We start from the raw sequence: 21,364 nt of genomic DNA on the forward strand, positions 1-21,364 counted from the left end.
AACCGAGTAGCTTTATCATGGAAATAGTATTCCTTGGCACCAACGGCTGGTACGATACTTCCACCGGCAATACCGTCTGCGCCCTTATTAAAACAAAGCGCTTTGATGTTGTGCTGGACGCCGGCAACGGCCTGGCCAAACTTGACCGCTATTGCGACGGTTCGAAACCGGTATATCTTTTTCTCAGCCATTTTCACCTGGACCACATTATAGGCCTGCATGCTCTGCTGAAATTCAGGTTTCGCAAAGGCCTTACCATCTGCGCGCAAAAGGGCGCGCGCCGTGTGTTAAAAGCGTTCGTAAACGCCCCTTTTACCATGCCGTTGTCCAAATTGCCTTACCCTGTAAGGGTAGTTGAACTTCCAGTCGAAGCCCGGAAACTGCCTTTCAAGATAAAAAGCTTGCCGCTTGAACACGCAGACCCGGTACTTGGTTTCCGCCTGCGTCTTGACGGAAAGACGGTGGCTTATTGTACCGATACCGGCTATTGTCCCAATGCCCTTAAACTGGCGAAAGGTGCGGACCTGCTTATAGCCGAATGCTCCCATCTTCCGGGCGAATCCAACCCCGGCTGGCCGCATTTCAACCCGGAAACGGCAGCCAAACTTGCGCGTGAGGCGGGGGCGAGGCGCCTTGCGCTTACGCACTTTTCAGCCGACAGATATCCCGATATGCGCGGCAGGGCCATGGCCTTGCGTGTGGCCAGGAAGATGTTTTCGCGTACCGCCGCCGCCAAAGACGGAATGCGGATTAAATTGCGGTAGAGGTTTTAAATGCTATTTCAGAAAGTAAAGGCGGGAATAAAATGAAACGCGAAGAAATTTTAAACGCTGTCAGGGCCTACCACGCTGCCGCTTTCGCCGCTAAACCCTTCAACAGGGAAAAGGATACCGTCCGTTATGCCGGAAGGGTATTTGACGAAAAAGAACTTGTTGCTTTGGTGGATTCGTCGCTTGATTTCTGGCTCACTGAAGGGCGCTACGCTGAGAGTTTCGCCGAGAAAATTTCCGATTTTATGGGGGTTGAGAATGTCATACTCGCAAATTCCGGCTCATCCGCCAACCTGCTCGCGCTTTCGGCTCTTACCTCTAAAAAATTAGGCAAAAAAAGGCTCATGCCGGGCGATGAAGTGATCACCGTGGCCGCGGGGTTCCCTTCGACGGTGACTCCCATTTTGCAGAACGGGCTGGTTCCCGTTTTCGTGGATGTGGAACTCCCCACCTACAATATTAATATCGAAGCCCTGAAAAAGGCCGTTTCATCCAAAACCCGCGCGATCTTTCTCGCTCATACGCTTGGCAACCCCTTCAATGTGGAAGAGGTCCTGAAAATTGTCAAAAAACATGACCTCTGGCTTATAGAGGACAACTGCGACGCTTTAGGAAGCCGCTATAAGGGAAAATACACCGGCACATTCGGGCACATCGCCACTATCTCTTTTTACCCGGCTCACCACATAACCACGGGAGAGGGCGGCGCCGTGGTGACCAATAGCGAGCAGCTGGCCCAGATCGTCCGTTCATTCCGGGACTGGGGGCGCGACTGCTACTGCGCCGGCGGCGAAAACAATACCTGCGGCAAGCGCTTCTCCCAGCAATTCGGGACGCTTCCCGCCGGATACGATCATAAATATGTCTACTCCGAGCTCGGCTATAACATGAAAATGACCGATATGCAGGCGGCGATAGGTTCCGTCCAAATGGATAAACTTGAAATGTTCGGCGAAAAAAGACGCGGGAATTTTAAGCGTTATCAGAAGATCTTTTCCCGCTATTCGGGTTCCTTTCTTCTTCCCGAGGCGACCCCGGGCTCCGATCCTTCCTGGTTCACCTATATTGTTTCTGTCAGGGAAAACGCCCCCTTCACGCGCAATGACCTGGTGTCGTTTTTAAACGAGCGCCGGATAGAGACCAGGAATATTTTTGCCGGCAATATCCTCCGTCAGCCGGCCTTTATCGGCAGGCCCTGCCGTGCGCAGGGGGAACTCAGCGTTACCGACTTTATCATGAATAACACTTTTTTCCTCGGAACCTATCCCGGTATGACCGACGGGATGTTCGCTTATGTGGAAGACTGTGTCGCCGAATTCATGGGGCGGTTCCAGAGGCTAACAGCTTAGAGGCATAGCAATTTAGAGGGGTTTTTGAATGGCCATCGTTAAAAAATACAAGTCCGAAGTCGTTTCCGTAGAAAACCCCGTCGCGGATATCAGAACCGTCACCCTGCGCCCGCTTGAGAAAGCCTACAAATATAATCCCGGCCAGTTCCTTCATCTTGCGCTGGATGAATTCGATCCCGCCAAACCCTGGCCCGAATCGCGCTGCTTCTCCATGCAGAGCTCTCCGGATCAGGAGACGATCAAAATAACCTTCGCCGCTAAGGGGAAATTCACCGCGCGCATGGCGCGCGAACTCGCTCCGGGAAAGATCATACATGTCAAACTGCCCTATGGGAATCTTTTTTCGATAGAACATGACACGCAAAAATCCGTCTTTGTCGCGGGGGGGACCGGAATCACGCCTTTCCTTTCGCTGTTTACGGCCCCGGCATTTGCGGCTTATAAAAACCCCAGGCTTTATTTCGGGGTGAGAAGTCCCTCCCATCACCTTTACGCGGACGACCTGGAAAAAGCGCGGGGTGTTAATCCCTCGTTTTTCATCACGCTTTTGAACGAGGAAAAAGACGGCCGGCTTGATATTCAGGGAATTTTCAGGGAAAACGGGCCTTCCGCCGTTTATTTTATTTCGGGTCCTCCTGAAATGATAAAAAATTTCAAATTAAGCCTGGCTGACAACTGCGTCCCCGCCGAAAATATCAGAACGGACGATTGGGAGTAACTATTTGACTTGTTTCCGGCATAATGTGTCAGTCCGGAGCTGCGTTCGTGTGAATGTGCGAGAATAATGAAGACGAAACCGACGATTCTTTTGACCGGGGGCACGGGATTTTTGGGCAGCAATCTGCTGCGCAAATTTTTATCCGAAGGCTTTAATGTCGTGATCCTTGCGCGGGAGACCTCCGATTTTTCAAGGATCAAAGAGAATCTGGATAAAATCCGGGTTTTGTATGTTGAGAGCTGCGATTATGAAAAGATCTTTAAAGATTTCAGGGTTGATGCCGTTGTCCACTGCGCCACGAACTATGGCAGAAAAATGGAATCTCCTCTTTCAATACTGGAGGCTAATTTAACGCTCCCGCTGAAACTTTTACAGGTCGGAAAAAGCAATGGCCTTAGATGTTTCATTAATACCGACACAATTCTTGATAAGCGGATTGATTTCTATTCATTGTCTAAAAGCCAGTTCAAGGATTGGCTTAAATTGTATTCCGACAAACTGATGTGCGTCAGTGTTTCTTTGGAGCATTTTTACGGGCCCAACGACGACGATTCAAAGTTCGTGACCTGGGTCATTCAGTCCCTTATCAGGGGAATCCCGCAGATAGACCTTACCCTGGGCTATCAGAAACGGGATTTTATCTATGTCGACGATGTCAGCAACGCTTTTGCCGCGATACTTAGAAACGCGATATCTAAAGGCGGAGGGTTTCAATCCTACGAGGTGGGGGCGGGGGATCCTGTTTCAATCCGGGATTTTATCGGCCTGATAAAAAGGATAACCAAAAATACAAGGACCAGGCTTAACTTCGGCGCTATCCCATACCGCGAAAATGAAATTATGGAGTATAAAACCGATATCACCGGCGTTAAATCCCTTGGGTGGTATCCAAAGGTTTCTTTAAGGGAAGGCTTGTCCAAGACTGTCGAATTTGAGTTGTGCAGGAGATGATTAGATGAAATACCTGTTAACAGGCGGCTGCGGTTTTTTAGGGTCAAATATATCTTCTGCGCTTATACGGCGGGCTGCGGAAGTGATCGTGTTCGATAATCTTTCAAGGGCGGGTTCGGAAAAAAATTTGGAGTGGCTCAAGACAATGGGAGAGTGCCGGCACGTGATGGGAGACGTGCGCAATACTAACGACATTAATAACCTGGTTCAGGCGGAGAGGCCTGACGTGATATTCCATTTGGCCGGGCAGGTCGCAATGACCACCTCGATCGAAAACCCCCGGATGGATTTTGAAATCAACGCGCTTGGGACGCTTAATTTGCTTGAGGCTGTGAGAAAATATTCTCCCGGGTCGGCTATCCTTTATTCATCGACAAACAAAGCTTACGGCGACCTGGAATGGGCGAGATACGGCGAGTCGGACACCCGGTACATCGCCGTTGACTATCCAAAAGGCTTCCCTGAAACGATCTCGATAGATTTTCACTCCCCCTATGGCTGTTCAAAAGGAACCGCGGACCAGTATATGCTTGATTATTGCAGGATTTATGGCCTGAATACCGCTGTTTTCAGGCATTCCTCCATGTATGGCGGCAGGCAGTTTTCCACTTTTGACCAGGGCTGGATCGGCTGGTTCGTGCAGAAAGCTTTAGATATTAAATCGGGGCTCCTTAAAGAACCGTTTACGATTTCCGGCAACGGAAAACAAGTGCGGGATGTCCTTTACTCGGAAGACATGGTCGCGCTTTACCTTAAAGCCGCGCAGGACATGAAGACAATCAGGGGACACGCTTTCAATGTCGGAGGCGGGATGGATAATTCACTCTCGCTCCTGGAATTGTTCTCCATGCTGCAGGAAAAAGTAGGAGTTGAGCTTAAGTATGTTAAACTTCCCGCGCGGACGAGCGACCAGAAAGTTTTTGTGGCCGATATCTCTAAAATCGGCGGAATGACCGGCTGGGCTCCGCGTGTGGGGAAAGACGCCGGAATAGGAAAAATGATCGATTGGGTTAAAAATGGAAGATAATATCGATTTGACTGTTGTTATCCCGGCGTACAACGAAGCTGAAAATCTGCGGGTTCTGCTGCCGCGCCTTGCCGGCGCGTTGAAGCGCGCGGAAATTATTTCCGAAATACTGGTTGTGGACCGGGTAGTAAAAACTGACGCCACCCCGGAAATCTGCCGGACGAACGGAGCGGTATATATAAACAGGAAAAACAGCGATTTTTTCGGGGCCGCTATCCGCACTGGAATAGCGCGTTCCAAGGGGCGTTTTGTGGCGTTTATGGACGCCGACGGGTCCCACCCCCCGGAGTTCGTAACGGAGCTTTACCGGTTCAGAAATGACTATGATGTGGTCGTGGCTTCACGGTATGTCGATGGCGGCGGCGCGGAGAACACTAAGACGCTGATTTTCATGAGCAGGGTACTGAACCGGATATATTCGCTGGTTTTGAACATACACTGCAAGGATATTTCCAACAATTTCAAGCTATACCGGAGGGAACTCCTCGTAAATCTCCGACTCTATTGCGACAATTTTGATATAGTTGAGGAGATACTTTTTAAGATAGTCAAAAACAACCCCGGAGCGAGGATCAAGGAAATACCGTTTAACTTTGAAAAAAGAAAATTCGGCGAAACCAAGCGGGATCTTTTTGCGTTTATGATTTCCTTCGCCGTGACATTGTTAAAGCTGCGGTTCGGGCTGAAATAAACCGCAAATGGTGAAAACCACAATGGAAAAAGACAGGCGGTTTGAATTGAATTATATGGTGGTTTTGATCGTTGTCGGATTGTCGGTTTCCGTCGTGTTTCATTTTATCAAGGCTTTTGTGTTGAACTTAAATTTCTATCCGCATAATACCTTTCTTTTTATCCCCGCAGGTAGATTTCATGATTTCACTGATATCTATATGGCTACGGCCGGCCTTGACCCTTTTAAGTTCGCGGTCAGCGTTTATCCGCCTTTTACATACCTGGTAATGCTTCCCTTTACCATGTTTAAGCGGGATTTGGCGTTTGTACTTATGCTTGCCGGTTTTACAGTGTTTGCGTGGAGATATGTGTATAGAACTGTTGCGGAAATTGACTATGACGGACGATATTTAAAAACGATCGCTTTTCTGTTTATGAGTTATCCTTTTTTGTTCATTTTTGACCGAGCTAACCTGGAAGCAATAGTTTTTATGTTCCTGGCTTTATTCATTTATTATTACCGGCGAAAAGAAGATGGGAAAAGCATATTCTGTCTGGCTTGCGCCATCTCCATGAAAATATATCCCGGGGCATTTCTGCTTCTTTTTCTTGCGGATAAAAAGTATAAAAACATATTTTACACTCTTTCGCTGGTAGCCGGATTAACGTTTTTGAGCATGCTTGTTTTGAGAGGCGGGGTAACGGCGTCTTATACGGGATTTATTAGAAATATGGCGGGATTCAGGAACAGCTATTTTCTTACGGATACCGGCCTGCAGCACAATCTCTCTCTTTTCGGGGTTTTGAGGCTTGCCCACGGCTATTTTATGCCGGGCAGCGCGTTCCCTGAAGCTGTTTATTCAGCCGCGATGGCGGCTCTTTTTATCGTTATTTCTTTATATCTGGTGTTTATGGAAAAAGAATTGTGGAGATTCGTCGCTATAATAGTCCTGTATTTCTTGGTGGCTCCACAAGTGTCTTTTGATTATAAACTTATGCATTTGTTTATACCGATCACTCTTTTCCTTGTCAGGGACAACAAAACTAAAGGTTCCATATTTTTTGCTTCTGCTTTTGCTTTGTTGTGCGTTCCCAAAGATTATCTTATTATACGCAGCGATATCAGCGTGGCGGTAATTATTAACCCGTTAATAATCCTGGCTGTTTTAAGTGTCATTCTTTACCAGGGCTGCATGGAAAATAAACCTGGGTTTAAGAGTTTGCGGGGTTCGGCATGAAGCACCTTCTTACCGGCGGCGGATTTATGGGGAAAAATATCCCTGAGTCCCCTCTTGCCCACACATATGAAAGGCATATCCGGGAATGGGCACTGAAATGCTTGGTTATAGCGTGAAAGCCTTTAAGGTCTTTGCGGGGACAATGAACTAAATGATTTTGTCATTCAAAAACTTTTTAGCCGGCATGTCATCTTTGGCGAACCAAGACATGACCCGGCATACTGCTGCTCCAAAAGGCACTGATTACATAAAGGGGTTGTCGCTTAGTGTTTTAGCAGTAGGGGTTTTTAATTTGATTTGGTTCGATCGGTATTTTTCTGTTTGTGAGGGTTGGTTTTCCGCTTATTCACAGCGCTGGATTTCAGGGTATTTGCCATATAAGGACACAGCGCTGTTTCTCCCTCCTCTGTATCCGTTTCAATTAGTGGTCTGGACTAAATTGTTCGGGCCTTCTTTTATCGCTTTAAGGATTATGGGCGTTTTGGTTTTGATGCTTTTGACTTTTGTGATTTACTCAATATTCCGGCGCATCACATCATCTTTAGGGGCGTCTATTTCCGCATTTATTTCGGTGCTTTGTTTTGAGTCTTTTAACGTTTTTATCCCTTATGACTATCATTCGTTCGACACATTGTACGCTGCTGTTTCCGTCTTATTCGTTATGAACGCGTTCGACGCGTCTAACGCGAACAATAGGCCATTAAAGGAAAATCTGTTCGTCGCGTTGGCCGGTTTTTTTGCTTCCTGCTGCATATTGGTCAAACATTCCCTGGGGGGGCTGTTGATCTTAACGGTTTCACTTCTTTTATTTATGGCTTATTACCACGCTCCCTCTATCCGGCGCTTAAAGGCCGGTTGCTTTTTCGTTTTGGGTCTGATAATACCTATAGGGATATTCTGTTTATGGCTCTTTAATTTCTCAAGCGCGGCTGGTTTCTATAAAGCGGTAATTCTGGGAGTCGGCGCCAAAGGGAGTTGGATTTCGATCCTGTTCGGATTTCTCCGCTTTCAGTTAACTATTCCCTTTTTCGTCCAGATATTGCTTTCGCTGCTGATCCTCTGCTTCTTTTTGTGCTTTAAAGAAAAAACCGCGGATAAAGAGAGAGGAGAGGTTATAGGGTGGCTGCCCATATCCATCGTTATGTTTTTTGTCGTTCTGAATCATTTGCTGGTGCGTTGGCCTTTTCCTGTTCAATCCGCTGTTTTAGTCAACAATATTTCAGCGCCGGTAATTCCCCTGGCTATCATCGGAACTTTACTGGTCCTTGGCCGGATCCCCCGGCTGTTGCGGGATAACCCGGACAATTCCGCGTTTAATGCGCTTGCCGTCGCGTTCCTGTCCCTGTGCCTGATGTATTCAACGGCAATGTCCACGATGATCTCGGCTCCGGGCGTTTTTGTGGGATTAGGATTAGTGATATGTTTGCTGTACAACCGGCTGCGGTACGTCAAATGGGGGCTCATCTCATTGCTTTTCTGCCTTTTTATCTATACGGAAAGCCTCGTGTTCTCGAAATATCACCGGCCTTATTCCTGGTGGTATGTGGGCAGCAGCGATATCCGCGGCGAGCTGGAAGGTTTTAATCTGCCTTTGCTGAAAGGCATATATACGACCCGGGAAAATAAAGAGGCGATAGAACAAATTACCAGGACGATACTGGATGAAACAAAACCCGGGGAACATATATATGCCTATCCGTCAATACCTCTCTTTTATATTTTATCGGACAGATGGCCTCCGACATACTCGCTTCAGCATTGGTACGACACGGTAAGTGACAGTCTGGTGAAAGAGGATCTTGCTGCGCTTAAAGCCGATCCCCCTAAGATTATTGTCATGCTTGACTTACCCGAGGCCGCTGTCAAGGTACACGAGCTGCTGTTCCGCGGCGGAAGGCCCTGCGTGCAGAGAGAAATTATACGGTGGATATCTGAGCAGGCCGATCCTAAAACCGGGGTATATAGAACGCGGGCTTCTTATATTATAGGGAATAACGCTGTTTTGAGGGTTTGGAAACATGTGTAGCTGGTCTGGTCGATAATCGCAATGAACAAACGCGCAAAGATATTGCTTACCGGCGGCGGCGGGTTTATAGGGAAAAACCTCCTTGAATCCCCTCTGGCCCGAAAATATGAAATTGCGGCCCCGCGCCACGCGGAGCTGGACCTGCTGGATGAGGACGCAGTACGGAACTACATCAAAAGCGGCAATTTTGACTTTGTAATACATAGCGCGTCCAAGCCGGGGCACCGCAATGCCAAAGAGCCGGGAAAGGTTTTTTATGAGAATACCCGGATGTTCTTTAACCTGGCCCGCAGCTCGGAATATTTTAAAAAGATGCTGGTAACGGGTTCCGGCGCCATTTACGATATGCGCCATTACCGTCCGAAAATGAAAGAGGATTATTTTGACGGGCATGTTCCTGTCGATGAGCACGGCTTCTGCAAGTATGTCTGCGGCAAGTATATTGAGGGGACGGACAATATAACAGACCTCCGGGTGTTCGGTATTTACGGCAAGTATGAAGATTATGCCATACGGTTCATTTCCAACATGATCTGTAAGGCCGTCTGCGGCCTGCCGCTGACCATAAAGCAGAACCGCCGGTTTGATTATATCTGGGTTGACGACCTGTTGTCTGTTATGGAATATTTTCTGGAAAACAACGCCTGCCACAAGGCGTATAACGTTACTCCGGACAAATCTGTCGAACTTCTGGAATTGGCCGATAAAGTTCTGCGGATATCCGGTAAGGATTTGCCGATAAAAGTCGCCCAGCTCGGCCTTGGCCAGGAATACAGCGGTGATAATTCCAGGCTCAGGGCGGAAATCAAGGGTTTGTCCTTTACCCCGCCCGACGAGGCGATCGGGAAACTTTATTCATGGTATAACGCCAACAAGGATTCTATAAACAGGGAAACGCTGCTTTCCGACAAGTGAGACTGGCATGATAAAACTCTCGGACTATGTGGCTAAACGGCTGGTAGAGCATGGCGTAAAGCACGTGTTCATGATATCCGGCGGCGGCGCTATGCACCTTAACGACGCCGTGGGAAAATGTAAAGGGCTTGAATACATTTGCAATCACCACGAGCAGGCCGCGGCCATGGGCGCTGAAGGTTATTCGCGCGTCACCGACAAACTGGGGGTGGCGGTCGTTACAACGGGGCCCGGCGGTACAAATACTTTAACCGGAGTAATAGGGCAGTGGCTTGATTCATTGCCGGCTCTTTATATTTCCGGACAGGTGAAGTTTACGACCACGGTCGCATCCTGCCCTGAAGCCGGGTTAAGGCAGCTTGGCGACCAGGAAATAAACATCATAGATATCGTAAAACCGGTTACAAAATTCGCACAGATGCTTAAGGACCCGTACCAGGTTAAATATGTGCTGGATAAGGCCATACATATTGCCACAACGGGGCGGCCGGGTCCGGTATGGATAGACATTCCGCTGGACGTCCAGGCGGCCCTGATAGACGAAACTAAGCTTGCTGCTTATGAGCCTGAAGCGCCTATTCCATTCAGGACTGACCTTAAAATCCAGGCCGCTAAAACTGTTGAAATGCTGCGCGCGGCTAAACGGCCTGTGCTTATCGCCGGTCACGGCATAAGGATCGCGGGGGCCCAGGAGTTGTTTGGAAAACTGGCGGACGCTTTAAAAATACCTGTGCTGGCTACCTTTGCCGGTTTTGACCTTGTGCCGAACGATAGTCCGTGGTTTGCGGGCAGGATAGGCACAGTAGGCACCAGGGGCGGCAATTTCTCGCTGCAGAACGCGGACCTGGTGCTGTCGCTGGCCTCGCGCAATAATATACGCCAGGTCAGTTACGATTGGGCCAATTATGCGCGCAATGCTAAAAAAATAGTCGTGGATATAGACCCCGCTGAACTGGTAAAGCCTACTGTTAAGCCGGAACTGCCGGTATGCGCGGATGTGAAAGATTTTATGGCTGCCCTGCTTGCGGCGCTTCCGAAAGCCGGCGCCGGCGACTTCTCCGGCTGGCTGGCCTGGTGCCGGGAGCGCTCAGTTAAGTATCCGGTTGTCCTTGAGGAATACAAAAAACTGAAAACAAAAGTAAACCCGTATCATTTTATTGAAACACTGACCGGCATGTTAAAACCTGAAACTTCGGTCGTCGCGGGTAACGGCTCCGCCTGCGTCTGCCTTTTCCAGGCGGGGATAGCTCATAAGGGCCAGCGGATATTCTGGAATTCCGGCTGCGCCTCTATGGGTTATGATCTGCCTGCGGCTATCGGGGCTTGCTTCGGGAGCGGCAGAAAAGAGGTGGTTTGCCTGGCCGGAGACGGCAGCATTATGATGAACCTGCAGGAACTCGCCACGGCCGCGCATTACAAACTGCCGTTAAAAATATTTGTGTTGAATAACGAGGGCTATATTTCTATCAAGCAGACGCAGGATAATTTCTTCGAGGGCCGCCACGTGGCCTGCGACTCCAGATCCGGAGTGGGTTTCCCCGATTTCATGAAAGTCGGAGAAGCTTTTGGCCTGCACACCGAAATTATAGATAACGTTTCAGATATGAGCGGAAAGATAGCCCGGGTTCTGGCTGTAAAAGGCCCGGCGCTTTGCGATGTCAGGCTTCCCGCGGACCATAAATTCATGCCGAAGCTGTCCTCCGAAAAGAAACCGGACGGCAGCATGGTGTCCAAGCCGCTTGAGGATATGTGGCCTTTTCTGGACAGGGAAGATTTTAAAAGTAACATCATCGGCTGAATTGATGTTTTGTATCATATATATAATAAAAGGCGGTCGAATATGAATAATCTTGAAAGAAAAATGGTGGATGTGCTTCAGGACCTTAAGGAAAACCACAATGTGGCCGGTATTAAGGCCGAATTTGAGGCTGAAGGCACGCGTCTTGAGGAGGCCCTGCGTCTTAAGGAAGTCGTGACCCGCGCCGGCCTTGATCTGACTATAAAAATAGGCGGCTGCGAAGCCCTGAAAGACATGTACGACGCCAGATCGATAGGGGTCTGCAGGATAGTGGCGCCTATGATAGAGTCGCCTTACGCGCTGACAAAATACCTGAGCGCCGCCAAAATGGCTTTTCCCAAAGAGGAAATACAGCAGGTTTCTCTGCTTGTAAATATAGAAACAATAATGGGAGCCGAGAACTTTGATGAAATGCTGAAGATAGATAATATCGGTGAGCTGGACGGTATTGTGCTGGGCCGCGTTGATATGACAGGCTCTCTAGGTATGACACGGGAAGACATTAATTCCGAAAAAATATTCAACATTGCCAAAGACCTTCTCACGAAGGCTAAAAAGAAGGGCCTTGAATGCGTTATTGGCGGCGGGGTGGCAAAAGAATCCCTGCCGTTTTTCAATCGCCTGCCCAAGGGCCTGCTGGACAGGTATGAGACGCGTAAGGTTATTTTTAAATGTCCCGAAGCGCTGTCGGACAAAGCTCCCGCCGGAATCCTTAAAGCTGTGGGTTTTGAGTTGATGTGGCTGAAAAACAAACGAAACTTCTACGGCTCTATATATGCCGAGGACGAGCACCGCATAAACATGCTTGAAAAAAGGTACAAACGCCTTATAGAAGAAGCCGGGGTTAAGGGAGTATGAAAGGGCGGGTCGCCCTGGTTACAGGCGCTTCAAGGGGTATCGGCGAAGCCATTGCCGGCGCTTTCCGCGCGAACGGAGCCGTTCTGCTTACCCCGTCGCGTTCAGAACTTGACCTCTCTTCCAACGAGTCTATAGACAGGTATCTGGCCGGAATCGGGAAAAAAGTGGATATCCTGGTAAATAACGCCGGGATTAATCCGCTGGGCTCGGCGGAGGACTATTCCGACGCCGACCTTAGCGCCGTTATACAGGTAAATCTTACAGCGCCAATGCGGCTTATCAGGGGGCTGCTGCCGCCCATGCGCGAGAAGCGGTACGGCAGGATAGTTAACATAAGCTCCGTGTGGAGTCTTGTTTCAAAGCCGCGCCGGTTCGCTTATTCAACGGTAAAGGCGGCGATAAACGGCATGACGCGCGCCGCCGCCGTTGAGTGCGCGCAATACGGGGTGCTGGTTAACGCCGTAGCCCCCGGCTACGTAAATACCGAACTCACCAGAAAAAATAATTCAGAGAGCGATATCCGCGCTATAGCGCAGGCTGTCCCGGCTAAGCGGCTTGCAGAGCCTTCCGAGATCGCCGCCGTTGTGGCTTTTCTCGCTTCAGGGCAGAATACGTATATAACCGGCCAGACAATAACTGTGGACGGGGGATATAGTTGTCTTTAGATAACTTTACCGTTAGATCCAGGCTGACGGATTATAATGTTCTTTTCGCTGAACCGGCTGACTATCTTCCGCGGCTGGCCGGCGAGCCTAACTGCGTGTTTGCCGTGGACGAAAATGTCTGGCGCCTGCATAAAGGCTCCGTCCTTAAGCCGCTTGCAGGCGCTTCCCTGATAATACTGCCGATAAGCGAAGAGCTGAAATCACTGAAATCGGTACAGATGCTTTATGACCGGATAGTGGAGTTCGCCCCCAAGAAGAACATGCGCCTTGTCTCCATTGGCGGGGGGATAACGCAGGATATAACCGGTTTTGTCGCCTCGACCCTTTACCGCGGCATAAAATGGACTTTTATCCCGACCACCCTTCTGGCGCAGGCCGACAGCTGCATAGGCGGAAAAACATCGCTTAACTACAAAAACTACAAGAACCTGGCGGGCACTTTCTATCCGCCTTCTGAAATCTATATCTCCGCCGGTTTTCTTTCAACGCTGAAAGACAGCGATTATTTGAGCGGCCTTGGAGAGATAGCCAAGCTTTGCATAATAGGCGGAGAAGCCGAGGCGAAAGAATTTGCCGGAGCCGTTGAAAGGATGCTTAAGCGTGAATCCGCGCCGCTTCTGTGTTTTCTTCGAAAGGCTCTTGGGATAAAGAAAGGTTATATAGAGGATGACGAATTCGACTCGGGCCGCAGGAATATGCTGAATTTCGGGCACTGCTTCGGCCATGCTATAGAGTCCGCCACGGATTTTGCCGTGCCGCATGGCCTGGCGGTGGTTTATGGCATAATACTGGCGAATATGGTTTCACGCCGCAGAGGGCTGTTGTCAAAGGATTTGGAAATGTTTATGCGGGAACGGATCCTTTCCCCTATTATCCCGCCGGGGATGTTAAGCGCCGGTATCGACGGGGCTGCCGTTGTGCAAGGCATGAAAAAAGATAAAAAGCGCACCGGGGCGAAACTTGCCCTTGTGATGGCAATGGACGGCTTCCGGATGACGCGGGTAAACGATCTCGACGAAACGGAGGCGCTGGCGGCTGTTGCCGAGCTGTGGCCGGTTTAAATAATATTCCCCGTCCACGCCGGGCGGCGGTTTTTGTTATGGCTGATGCTCCTGAACTGAAAAAAGCCTGGGATAACAGGTTTATACGGTTTTTGATCGTGGGCGGGCTAAATACCCTTGTCGGGTATGCCCTGTTCGCGCTGTTGATATTTGCCGGATTGCATTATTCTTTGGCGGTTTTTCTCTCCACGCTCCTGGGGATCTTGTTCAACTTTAAAACTACCGGCTCTCTTGTCTTCAAGCATAGCAACAACAGGCTTATATTTAAATTTGTGTCAGGTTACGCTGTCGTTTATTTTCTGAATGTAGGGCTGCTTAAAGAGTTAAGCGTTTTAGGATTTAATATGTACGCGGCCGGAGCCATGCTGCTGCCGCCTATGGCGCTGGTTTCATATTTTTTAAATTCCAGGCTGGTTTTTAGGGGACATCCATGAAAACTATCAGTATCGTAATGCCCTGCTACAATGAAGAATTGAACGTTGAGAAGGCGTATAAAGCGGTTAAAGATATCTTTTCCACTTCGGGTGATTACAACTATGAGCATATTTTTATAGATAACGCTTCGGAGGACGGGACTTTTGCAATACTGAAAAAAATAGCGGTCGAAGATAAAAAAGTAAAACTGATACGCAATGTCCGTAACTTCGGGCATATCCGCTCCCCTTTTCACGGTTTGCTCCAGACATCCGGAGACGCGGTAATACTAATGGTAGCCGACCTGCAGGACCCTCCGGAGCTGATCGCGGAATTTATTAAAAAATGGGAGGGGGGAAGCAAAATAGTCGTCGGAATTAAAACAGACAGCGACGAAAACGGGCTGATATTCGGGATACGCAAGTTCTACTACCGGATAATGAACCGCATCTCCGAAGTGCGGCACATAGAAAACTTTACGGGGTTCGGCCTTTACGACAAGCAGGTCATTGAGATACTGCGCGGCATAGACGACCCATACCCGTATTTCAGGGGGCTTATTGCCGACATCGGTTTTGAGATCTCCCGCGTTGAATATATACAGCCGGCCAGGAAATCGGGAATAACCAAGAATAACTTTTACACTCTCTATGACATGGCCATGCTGGGACTTACGAACTATTCAAAGATCCCGTTAAGGATAGCCACGTTCCTGGGGTTTGCAATGTCCCTGATAAGCCTTCTTGTGGCGCTTTCTTATCTGGTTTATAAGCTTATTTACTGGCAGGAGTTCTCTTTGGGAATAGCGCCGATAGTGATAGGGCTTTTCTTTATGTTTTCGGTGCAGCTTTTCTTTTTGGGGGTTGTCGGGGAATATATCGGCTCTATACATACAAAAGTCCTTAAGCGCCCGCTGGTTGTGGAAAGGGAAAGAATCAATTTTTAACTTATGAAGCCGGCAAATTGTTCCAAGTACAGGCTTTTTGTTATCCAGTCGGTTATCGCCGCCTTTGGGTTTTCTGTTTTTTTGTGGAAGCTCGTGGATGTGTTCAGGCTGAAATTTATGGATGATATGTATGCCGGGGTAAAACCATGGGCGTACCCGTATTATCATCCATATAGCGGCGGGCTTCTTAATTACCTTTTTCTGTGTTCCGGAATAGGAGCTGTCGGACTGCTCCTCTATGTTTTTTTACCTAAATACTCCGGCGCTTTAAAAGCCAGGCTGGATTCGCTCGAAGACAGGGGTTTTTATACATTTTTTGGGTTTTCCTTTGTCGTTTTAGGTATTGTTTTAGTTAAGTTGTCTGCTTTGAGAATTATTGTTCCCGCTTTGTTGCTGTCCGCCATTCCGCTGGCGCAGTTTATTCCGCGTAAAATTTATAAAAAGTCCTTCTACTGCGCGCTTTTCCTGATGTTCGCCGTTCTTATGGTAGAGCCGCTGCGGCTTTTTGTCGGGCCGGTGCCGCTGATGAACGAGTATCCGGAGATATCCAGCGAGACGCGTCTGGACGGCCTATACGTAAAAAATAGCGACTTCCTCTCCAAACTTCCTGAACTGTCCCGCGATCTGAAACTGCACGAAAAAATTCCGGGAGAAGAGGGGTTGGATTTCCTGATAAAACTAAAAAAGCCGGAAATCCAGGCATGGGGGAATGCGTTGGCTTCCGGCTCTCCCGTAAATTATTCGAAGTTGTTGTCGTTGCAGGCTTTTGTTAAAGCCAATGCTTTGGAATATGAACATCAGGTTATGGGACGGGGGCAGATCAACCATATAGGATATATTCTGAACCCTGTAAACGAATATGACCTGGGAAAACCATTAACTAAAACATACATGCAATATGGGGTAGGGAACACGCTTCTGTTCAAGCGGACCATGCAGGCCTTTGGCGGGGTTTCGATCGCTAACTATTATAAATGTTATCTGTATTATTTCGTCTACTATGCGATATTCCTGGCAATGCTGATATATGTTTTTCGGGATATAACTTACGTATTGTGCGGATTTTCCGCGGTGGCTTTTATGCATTTTTCGTACAATTATATCGCTTTCGTCCTGGCTCCCGGAATTATTCCGACTATACATTTTTTTGACGCCGCCTTGATTCTGGCGCTGGCCGCGTTTTTAAGGAACCGGTCCAGGTGGGGGTGTGTTTTGTTTTCCGGTTTGTTAGTCGCCTGCGCGATATTTCTCAACAGACAGTTCGGTGGAATGCTGGCTGTCTCATGGGTGGCGGCCATGGCGGTTTATGGCCTTGAGAATAAGGCCGGTTCGCTCAAATATTTATGGCTTCTTCTGCCGCTTCTGGTTACGGCTCTCGCTGTCTGGCTTACCGGCGGAGGTTCAGGGGACGGGGCAGGCGGAATACTGAAATCTTATTTTTACGGGTTTTTTTCCTGGCCGCCTAAAACGATCGTTGTCGCTTTCACAATGGCATATATTGTGCTTTCCTATCTGTTCCTTATCCGCATACGGGAAAATCGCAGCGACGCCAAATACCTTTATCTGTTCAGCTTCTTCTACTCGCAGGGCCTTTTTGTTTATTTTTATTGGTCCGGTCTTTTAAACCACTTGCCGTTGCTGTTCCCGTTCATAACTCTGCAGTTGCTTTTTGCCGCATTATTGATCGAGAAAAAAGGATTTGGCGGCGGAGAACAGTTATGGAAATGGGTCTATAATGTCAAACCTGCGGCGGTTTTATTTTCGGTTTTGCTTGTGGCCGTTTCTGCCTTATATTTTTATCTTGCTCCAGCCGGGCAGAAGGAATTTTACGACAATTTTAAAACCCATAAGTGCTATAACTGGACCTTTAAAAACGCTAAGCTCGTATCGACAATTAACCCTGATCTCTTTTCCGGGGCTGTCGCGCTGATACAAAAATATTCTGAGGGCAAGGGAATATACATAATTTCCAAGTATGACAATATTCTTCCGTTTTTAAGCGGCCGCTACAGCCTGATGCCGCATTTTGAAATGCCGTGGTACATGATAAGTGACAAACTTGGTGATGAAGTTTTCGCTAAACTGGAAAGCATGAAACCCGAATACCTTTTTGCCGATTCCGACATGAATGCCGCAAATCCTGATCCGTGGGCTGCTGTGTACGCTTTACCACTCCTGAAAACCGAGCGGCCTGCCAGGGCAGGCAGGCTTATGGAGCTGCGTGAATTGTTCAATAAAGAAGCTCCGAACTATAAGCTTGTCGAGGCCGGCAGCCTTATGTCAGTGTATAGAAGGATCGCATCAAAGTCTGAATGATAAAAACCGCCCTGAAGAACATCAGCGTTTCCCATATGTTTACCGCTGTAAACCAGTTATCAAAGACCGCCTATGTGGTGATGATGCTGGTTCTTGTCCCGCTTTTTCTCAGCAAGGCGGAGCAGGGGTACTGGTTCTCGTTCATGAGCCTTTCCGCGCTGATGATAATAGCTGATTCCGGTTTTTCCACCATCATTTTGCAGTTCGCCGCCCATGAATTCGCCTTCCTGCGGTTTAACGCTTCAGGAGCTATAGAAGGGGAGGAAAAATACTTAAAGCGCCTGGGCAGTTTTTTCCTTTTTGCGTTTAAGTGGTCTGCGGGGGTGGTGGCGATAGCCTTGCCGGTAATTTTCATGGCAGGCTGGTATATAATGTCGCGCCGGCCGGCCGAAGCCGCCTGGCAGGCGCCCTGGCTGCTGTATGTGATCGGCTCTGTTTTCACTTTTATGAACAACAGCTTTCTTTATTTTTTTGAGGGCTGCGATTGCGTGCCGAAGACACAAAAAATAAGGGCGCAGATAAATCTGGCCATGATAGCGGTGCTTTGCGCCGGTTTGATCTCGGGATTAAAACTTTATGCGCTGGCGCTTTCCGCTATTGTAAGCGCGCTGGCCGGCGCGGCCCTGCTTTTTAAGGTTTTCCGTCCTGCCGCGGGTAGTTTGCTGGCGGCTGCCAGGGGGTATGCGCATTCCTGGCGAAAAGAGTTCCTGCCGTTGCTGGGACGTTATTCTTTAAGCTGGGCCAGCGGCTACTTTATTTTCCAGATGTACACACCGATAATGTTCCATTATTACGGCCCCGTGGAGGCCGGAAAAATAGGCATAAGCATAACGCTTTGGACCGGGGTGCTGACGCTTTCCAATATCTGGCTTTCCGTGGTTACGCCGAAAATAAATATCCACATATCAAAAAAAGAATGGCTGCATCTGGATAAACTGTTTTTCAGAAATCTGGTTTTTTCAGCCGCCACCTTTCTGGCCGGCGTCGGCTGCGTATTCTCGCTGTTCGGGCTTGCGCGTGGGCGGTTCGCGCTTGCGGACAGGTTCGTTAGTCCGGTTTCCATGCTTTTTCTTGCCGGCGGCTGGTGGCTGCAGGTTATTGTTAACGGCCTTGCCCTCTACCTGCGGGCCCATAAGGAAGAGCCGCTGGTCGTTCCGTCGGTGTTTTCCGCTGTATACATAATTGTCGCTACTTATTTTTCCGCCCTGTTTTTGTCCCCGGACTACTTTTTCCTTGGTTTTTTTTCCAGCTATATCTGGGGCCTGCCATGGATAATATGGATTTTCAACAAGAAACGCGCTAAAGGTCATTTAAATGAACAACCCTGCACCATTGCTTACAATAGCAATACCGACATATAACCGCGCGGCTTATCTGGATACTGCTTTGGCTCATATTGCCGGGCAGATAGGCCCTGTGGCGGACTTAGTTGAGGTGCTGGTGTCGGATAACTGCTCTACGGATTCTACTGAGGTTGTGATTAAAGCCCGTACTGCCGCGGGGCTGAAGATAACCTATCTGCGCAACGCCTCTAACATGGGGCCGGACAACAATTTCGTGCAGTGCTACAAAGCTGCCGCCGGGAAATATTTCTGGCTTCTGGGCGACGACGACATAATCCTGGATGGCGCCATCGGCCGCGTAATCGACATCGTGAAAAACGGCGAATACGGGGTGCTGCACCTGAACTCCTACGGATTTAGGAAAAGCTTGGAGGACGAACGGCCGGCGGGCAATCCTTCCGGGTACGAGGTGCATTCGAACCTGAACGCTTTTCTCGGCAGAGCAAGCTATTTTCTTACATTCATCTCTTCGAACATCATAAACAAAGATCTCGCGGGCGCGGATTTAAACTTTGACGAATTCCGAAACACGAACCTTATACAGCTTTGCTGGACTTTTGAGGCCGTTTTCAAAGGGAAGCCGAACGTGTATGTGCGCAGCTACTCAGTAGCCGCCAAGGCCGACGCTTCCGGCGGTTATATGCTTTGTCAGGTCTTTGGAAAGAATTTCCTGGACGTATGTGGGATCTATATCCGGAAGGGCGTCGAGCCCGCCTGCTTCGAGATAATAAAGCGGCGCCTGCTGCTTAGATTCTTTCCCGCCAACATAATAAGGGCAAGAAAGAACATCCTGGCCACGAAACCTGAGGACTATTTCGGGGCCCTTTACCCGCTTTACCGGCGATACCTGTATTTCTGGATCTTTACGATGCCCGCCATAATGCTGCCGCTTTGGCCGGCCTTTATGATATTCAAAGCCGCGGACTGGCTGCGGAAAAAATAAGACGGCACGCCCGGGAGGGCCAATGCTCGCAGAACTGCTGAAAAAAGACCTTGAACGCCTTTACTATTACGCCGGCCAGGCTGACCGGAAAGCCGGGCTGACGGACGTACTGTGCGGTGTGTTTAACCCGCGGTTCACGCCCGTGGTAATATTCCGTGCGGCCCATTCCCTGTATCTTGGGAACCATTCTATACTTTCTCGGCTGGTCTCGCTGGCTAACTTCCTGTTGTTCGGGATAGAGATGGCGGCGCGCTGCGAGGTAGGGCCGGGTCTCTGTTTCGCGCATACCTACGGCATAGTCATCGGCGCCCGCAAGATAGGCAGCAATGCGCTTATTTACCACGAAGTCACGCTGGGGGCTAAGGAAATGGATGTGGCCTATACCCCGGAGAAGCGGCCGCTGCTGGGGGATAATGTGGTGATAGGCGCCGGCGCCAAGGTGCTGGGCGGTATAACCATAGGCGACAACGCCGTTATAGGGGCCAACGCCGTGGTCACGCGGGATATCCCGCCTAATTCCGTGGCCGGCGGCATACCGGCCAAAGTAATAAAGCAAAGGACCGTAAAATGAGCGGCAGCCCGGCCGTCACTATTTCCCTGGTCGCCCTGAACCAGCGCCCGGACCTGGAGCGGCTGCTGCCTACGCTTATGCCCGCGGCCGGGAGGGCGGATGCCGAGGTGCTGCTGGTAAATAACAGGTCCACGGACGGCACTAAGGAATTTCTCGCCGCAAATTACCCCGGGATAAGCGTGGTGGAGAACCACGACGCGGCGGGCTACGGCGAGAACCACAATATAAACCTTAAGCGTTCGGCGGGCCGCTACTTCGTGATAATGAACTCCGATATGACGGTGCGCCCGGATACCTTCGCCCTGCTTAGGGATTTCATGGACGCTAACCCGGATGTGGGCGCGGCCTGCCCCAAAGTGCTTAACCCGGACGGCTCAATACAGGGGCTTAATAAGCTGCATCCCACGGTATGGGACCTGTTCCTGCGGCGTTTCATGCCCCGTCCGTTTAAAAAATATTTTAAGCGCCGCATGGACGCTTTTGAAATGCGCGACGTTGGCTACAGCCACAGCTATTATGTGCCTTCCGTCAGCGGCTGCTTCATGTTCTGCCGCGCCGGCCTGCTTAAAAAGCTGGGCGGTTTCGACGAGAAATACTTCCTGTACTTCGAGGACACTGATCTCTGCCGCAGCATACAGAAGACGCACCGGACCATGTACCTGCCGGAAGCGGAGGTGACGCATTTCTGGGCGCGTTCCGCGCATGTCAGTTTCAGGGCTATGGTCCGCTTCATCCACAGCACTTTCCGATATTTTAATAAGTGGGGCTATAAACTGTTCTGAC

The 21,364-nt window shown here is 49.4% G+C and carries 19 protein-coding genes and 1 pseudogene; all 20 read left to right on the forward strand.

From position 1 onward, the window contains the following. Window positions 1–17: 17 nt before the first annotated feature. Window positions 18–764, forward strand: coding sequence for an MBL fold metallo-hydrolase (locus NTX59_10535; GenBank protein MCX5786113.1), 747 nt, complete (start codon window positions 18–20; stop codon window positions 762–764). Window positions 765–805: 41 nt separating this feature from the next. Continuing rightward, window positions 806–2,119 (forward strand): lipopolysaccharide biosynthesis protein RfbH, encoded by a 1,314-nt coding sequence (gene rfbH, locus NTX59_10540; protein MCX5786114.1) that lies wholly within the window; start codon window positions 806–808, stop codon window positions 2,117–2,119. 28 nt (window positions 2,120–2,147) lie between these two features. Beyond that, window positions 2,148–2,837, forward strand: a complete 690-nt coding sequence (locus tag NTX59_10545; GenBank protein MCX5786115.1) for an FAD-dependent oxidoreductase — start codon at window positions 2,148–2,150, stop codon at window positions 2,835–2,837. A gap of 66 nt (window positions 2,838–2,903) precedes the next feature. Continuing rightward, complete coding sequence (locus NTX59_10550; GenBank protein ID MCX5786116.1) at window positions 2,904–3,788, forward strand: NAD-dependent epimerase/dehydratase family protein; 885 nt, start codon at window positions 2,904–2,906, stop codon at window positions 3,786–3,788. 4 nt (window positions 3,789–3,792) lie between these two features. Next, a complete protein-coding gene (locus tag NTX59_10555) occupies window positions 3,793–4,815 on the forward strand; it encodes a GDP-mannose 4,6-dehydratase (GenBank protein MCX5786117.1) in 1,023 nt (340 codons plus the stop codon). Further along, window positions 4,805–5,506: a glycosyltransferase gene (locus NTX59_10560; protein MCX5786118.1), complete on the forward strand. Its 702-nt coding sequence runs from the start codon at window positions 4,805–4,807 to the stop codon at window positions 5,504–5,506. Before NTX59_10555 ends, NTX59_10560 begins: the two co-directional genes overlap by 11 nt. A 7-nt stretch (window positions 5,507–5,513) precedes the next feature. Then, window positions 5,514–6,725: a glycosyltransferase family 87 protein gene (locus tag NTX59_10565; GenBank protein ID MCX5786119.1), complete on the forward strand. Its 1,212-nt coding sequence runs from the start codon at window positions 5,514–5,516 to the stop codon at window positions 6,723–6,725. Window positions 6,726–6,933: 208 nt separating this feature from the next. Next, window positions 6,934–8,751, forward strand: coding sequence for a glycosyltransferase family 39 protein (locus NTX59_10570; protein MCX5786120.1), 1,818 nt, complete (start codon window positions 6,934–6,936; stop codon window positions 8,749–8,751). Window positions 8,752–8,772: 21 nt separating this feature from the next. Further along, window positions 8,773–9,666, forward strand: coding sequence for an NAD(P)-dependent oxidoreductase (locus NTX59_10575; protein MCX5786121.1), 894 nt, complete (start codon window positions 8,773–8,775; stop codon window positions 9,664–9,666). Window positions 9,667–9,673: 7 nt separating this feature from the next. After that, complete coding sequence (locus NTX59_10580) at window positions 9,674–11,464, forward strand: thiamine pyrophosphate-binding protein (protein MCX5786122.1); 1,791 nt, start codon at window positions 9,674–9,676, stop codon at window positions 11,462–11,464. A gap of 42 nt (window positions 11,465–11,506) precedes the next feature. Then, window positions 11,507–12,322: an aldolase/citrate lyase family protein gene (locus NTX59_10585; protein MCX5786123.1), complete on the forward strand. Its 816-nt coding sequence runs from the start codon at window positions 11,507–11,509 to the stop codon at window positions 12,320–12,322. Further along, complete coding sequence (locus NTX59_10590) at window positions 12,319–12,987, forward strand: SDR family NAD(P)-dependent oxidoreductase (GenBank protein MCX5786124.1); 669 nt, start codon at window positions 12,319–12,321, stop codon at window positions 12,985–12,987. Before NTX59_10585 ends, NTX59_10590 begins: the two co-directional genes overlap by 4 nt. Beyond that, window positions 12,978–14,048 (forward strand): 3-dehydroquinate synthase, encoded by a 1,071-nt coding sequence (locus NTX59_10595; GenBank protein MCX5786125.1) that lies wholly within the window; start codon window positions 12,978–12,980, stop codon window positions 14,046–14,048. Before NTX59_10590 ends, NTX59_10595 begins: the two co-directional genes overlap by 10 nt. A 38-nt stretch (window positions 14,049–14,086) precedes the next feature. Continuing rightward, window positions 14,087–14,482, forward strand: coding sequence for a GtrA family protein (locus NTX59_10600; GenBank protein MCX5786126.1), 396 nt, complete (start codon window positions 14,087–14,089; stop codon window positions 14,480–14,482). Continuing rightward, window positions 14,479–15,408 carry a glycosyltransferase family 2 protein gene (locus NTX59_10605; protein MCX5786127.1) on the forward strand — a complete coding sequence of 310 codons (930 nt, stop codon included), beginning with the start codon at window positions 14,479–14,481 and terminating at the stop codon, window positions 15,406–15,408. Before NTX59_10600 ends, NTX59_10605 begins: the two co-directional genes overlap by 4 nt. Window positions 15,409–15,411: 3 nt before the next feature. Beyond that, entirely contained in the window at window positions 15,412–17,724 is a 2,313-nt protein-coding gene (locus NTX59_10610) for a hypothetical protein (GenBank protein MCX5786128.1), read from the forward strand. Then, on the forward strand, window positions 17,721–19,085 hold the full coding sequence (locus NTX59_10615; protein MCX5786129.1) for a hypothetical protein: 1,365 nt from the start codon (window positions 17,721–17,723) through the stop codon (window positions 19,083–19,085). The genes NTX59_10610 and NTX59_10615 overlap by 4 nt, the downstream gene beginning before the upstream one ends. Window positions 19,086–19,110: 25 nt before the next feature. Then, a complete protein-coding gene (locus NTX59_10620) occupies window positions 19,111–20,010 on the forward strand; it encodes a glycosyltransferase (GenBank protein MCX5786130.1) in 900 nt (299 codons plus the stop codon). A 397-nt stretch (window positions 20,011–20,407) separates the two neighbouring features. Further along, window positions 20,408–20,581: pseudogene (locus NTX59_10625) on the forward strand (DapH/DapD/GlmU-related protein). Then, on the forward strand, window positions 20,578–21,363 hold the full coding sequence (locus tag NTX59_10630; GenBank protein MCX5786131.1) for a glycosyltransferase family 2 protein: 786 nt from the start codon (window positions 20,578–20,580) through the stop codon (window positions 21,361–21,363). Before NTX59_10625 ends, NTX59_10630 begins: the two are co-directional and overlap by 4 nt. The last annotated feature ends 1 nt before the right edge of the window (window position 21,364 follow it).

The sequence above is a fragment of the Elusimicrobiota bacterium genome (assembly GCA_026388155.1).
GTDB lineage: Bacteria > Elusimicrobiota > Elusimicrobia > Elusimicrobiales > UBA9959 > UBA9634.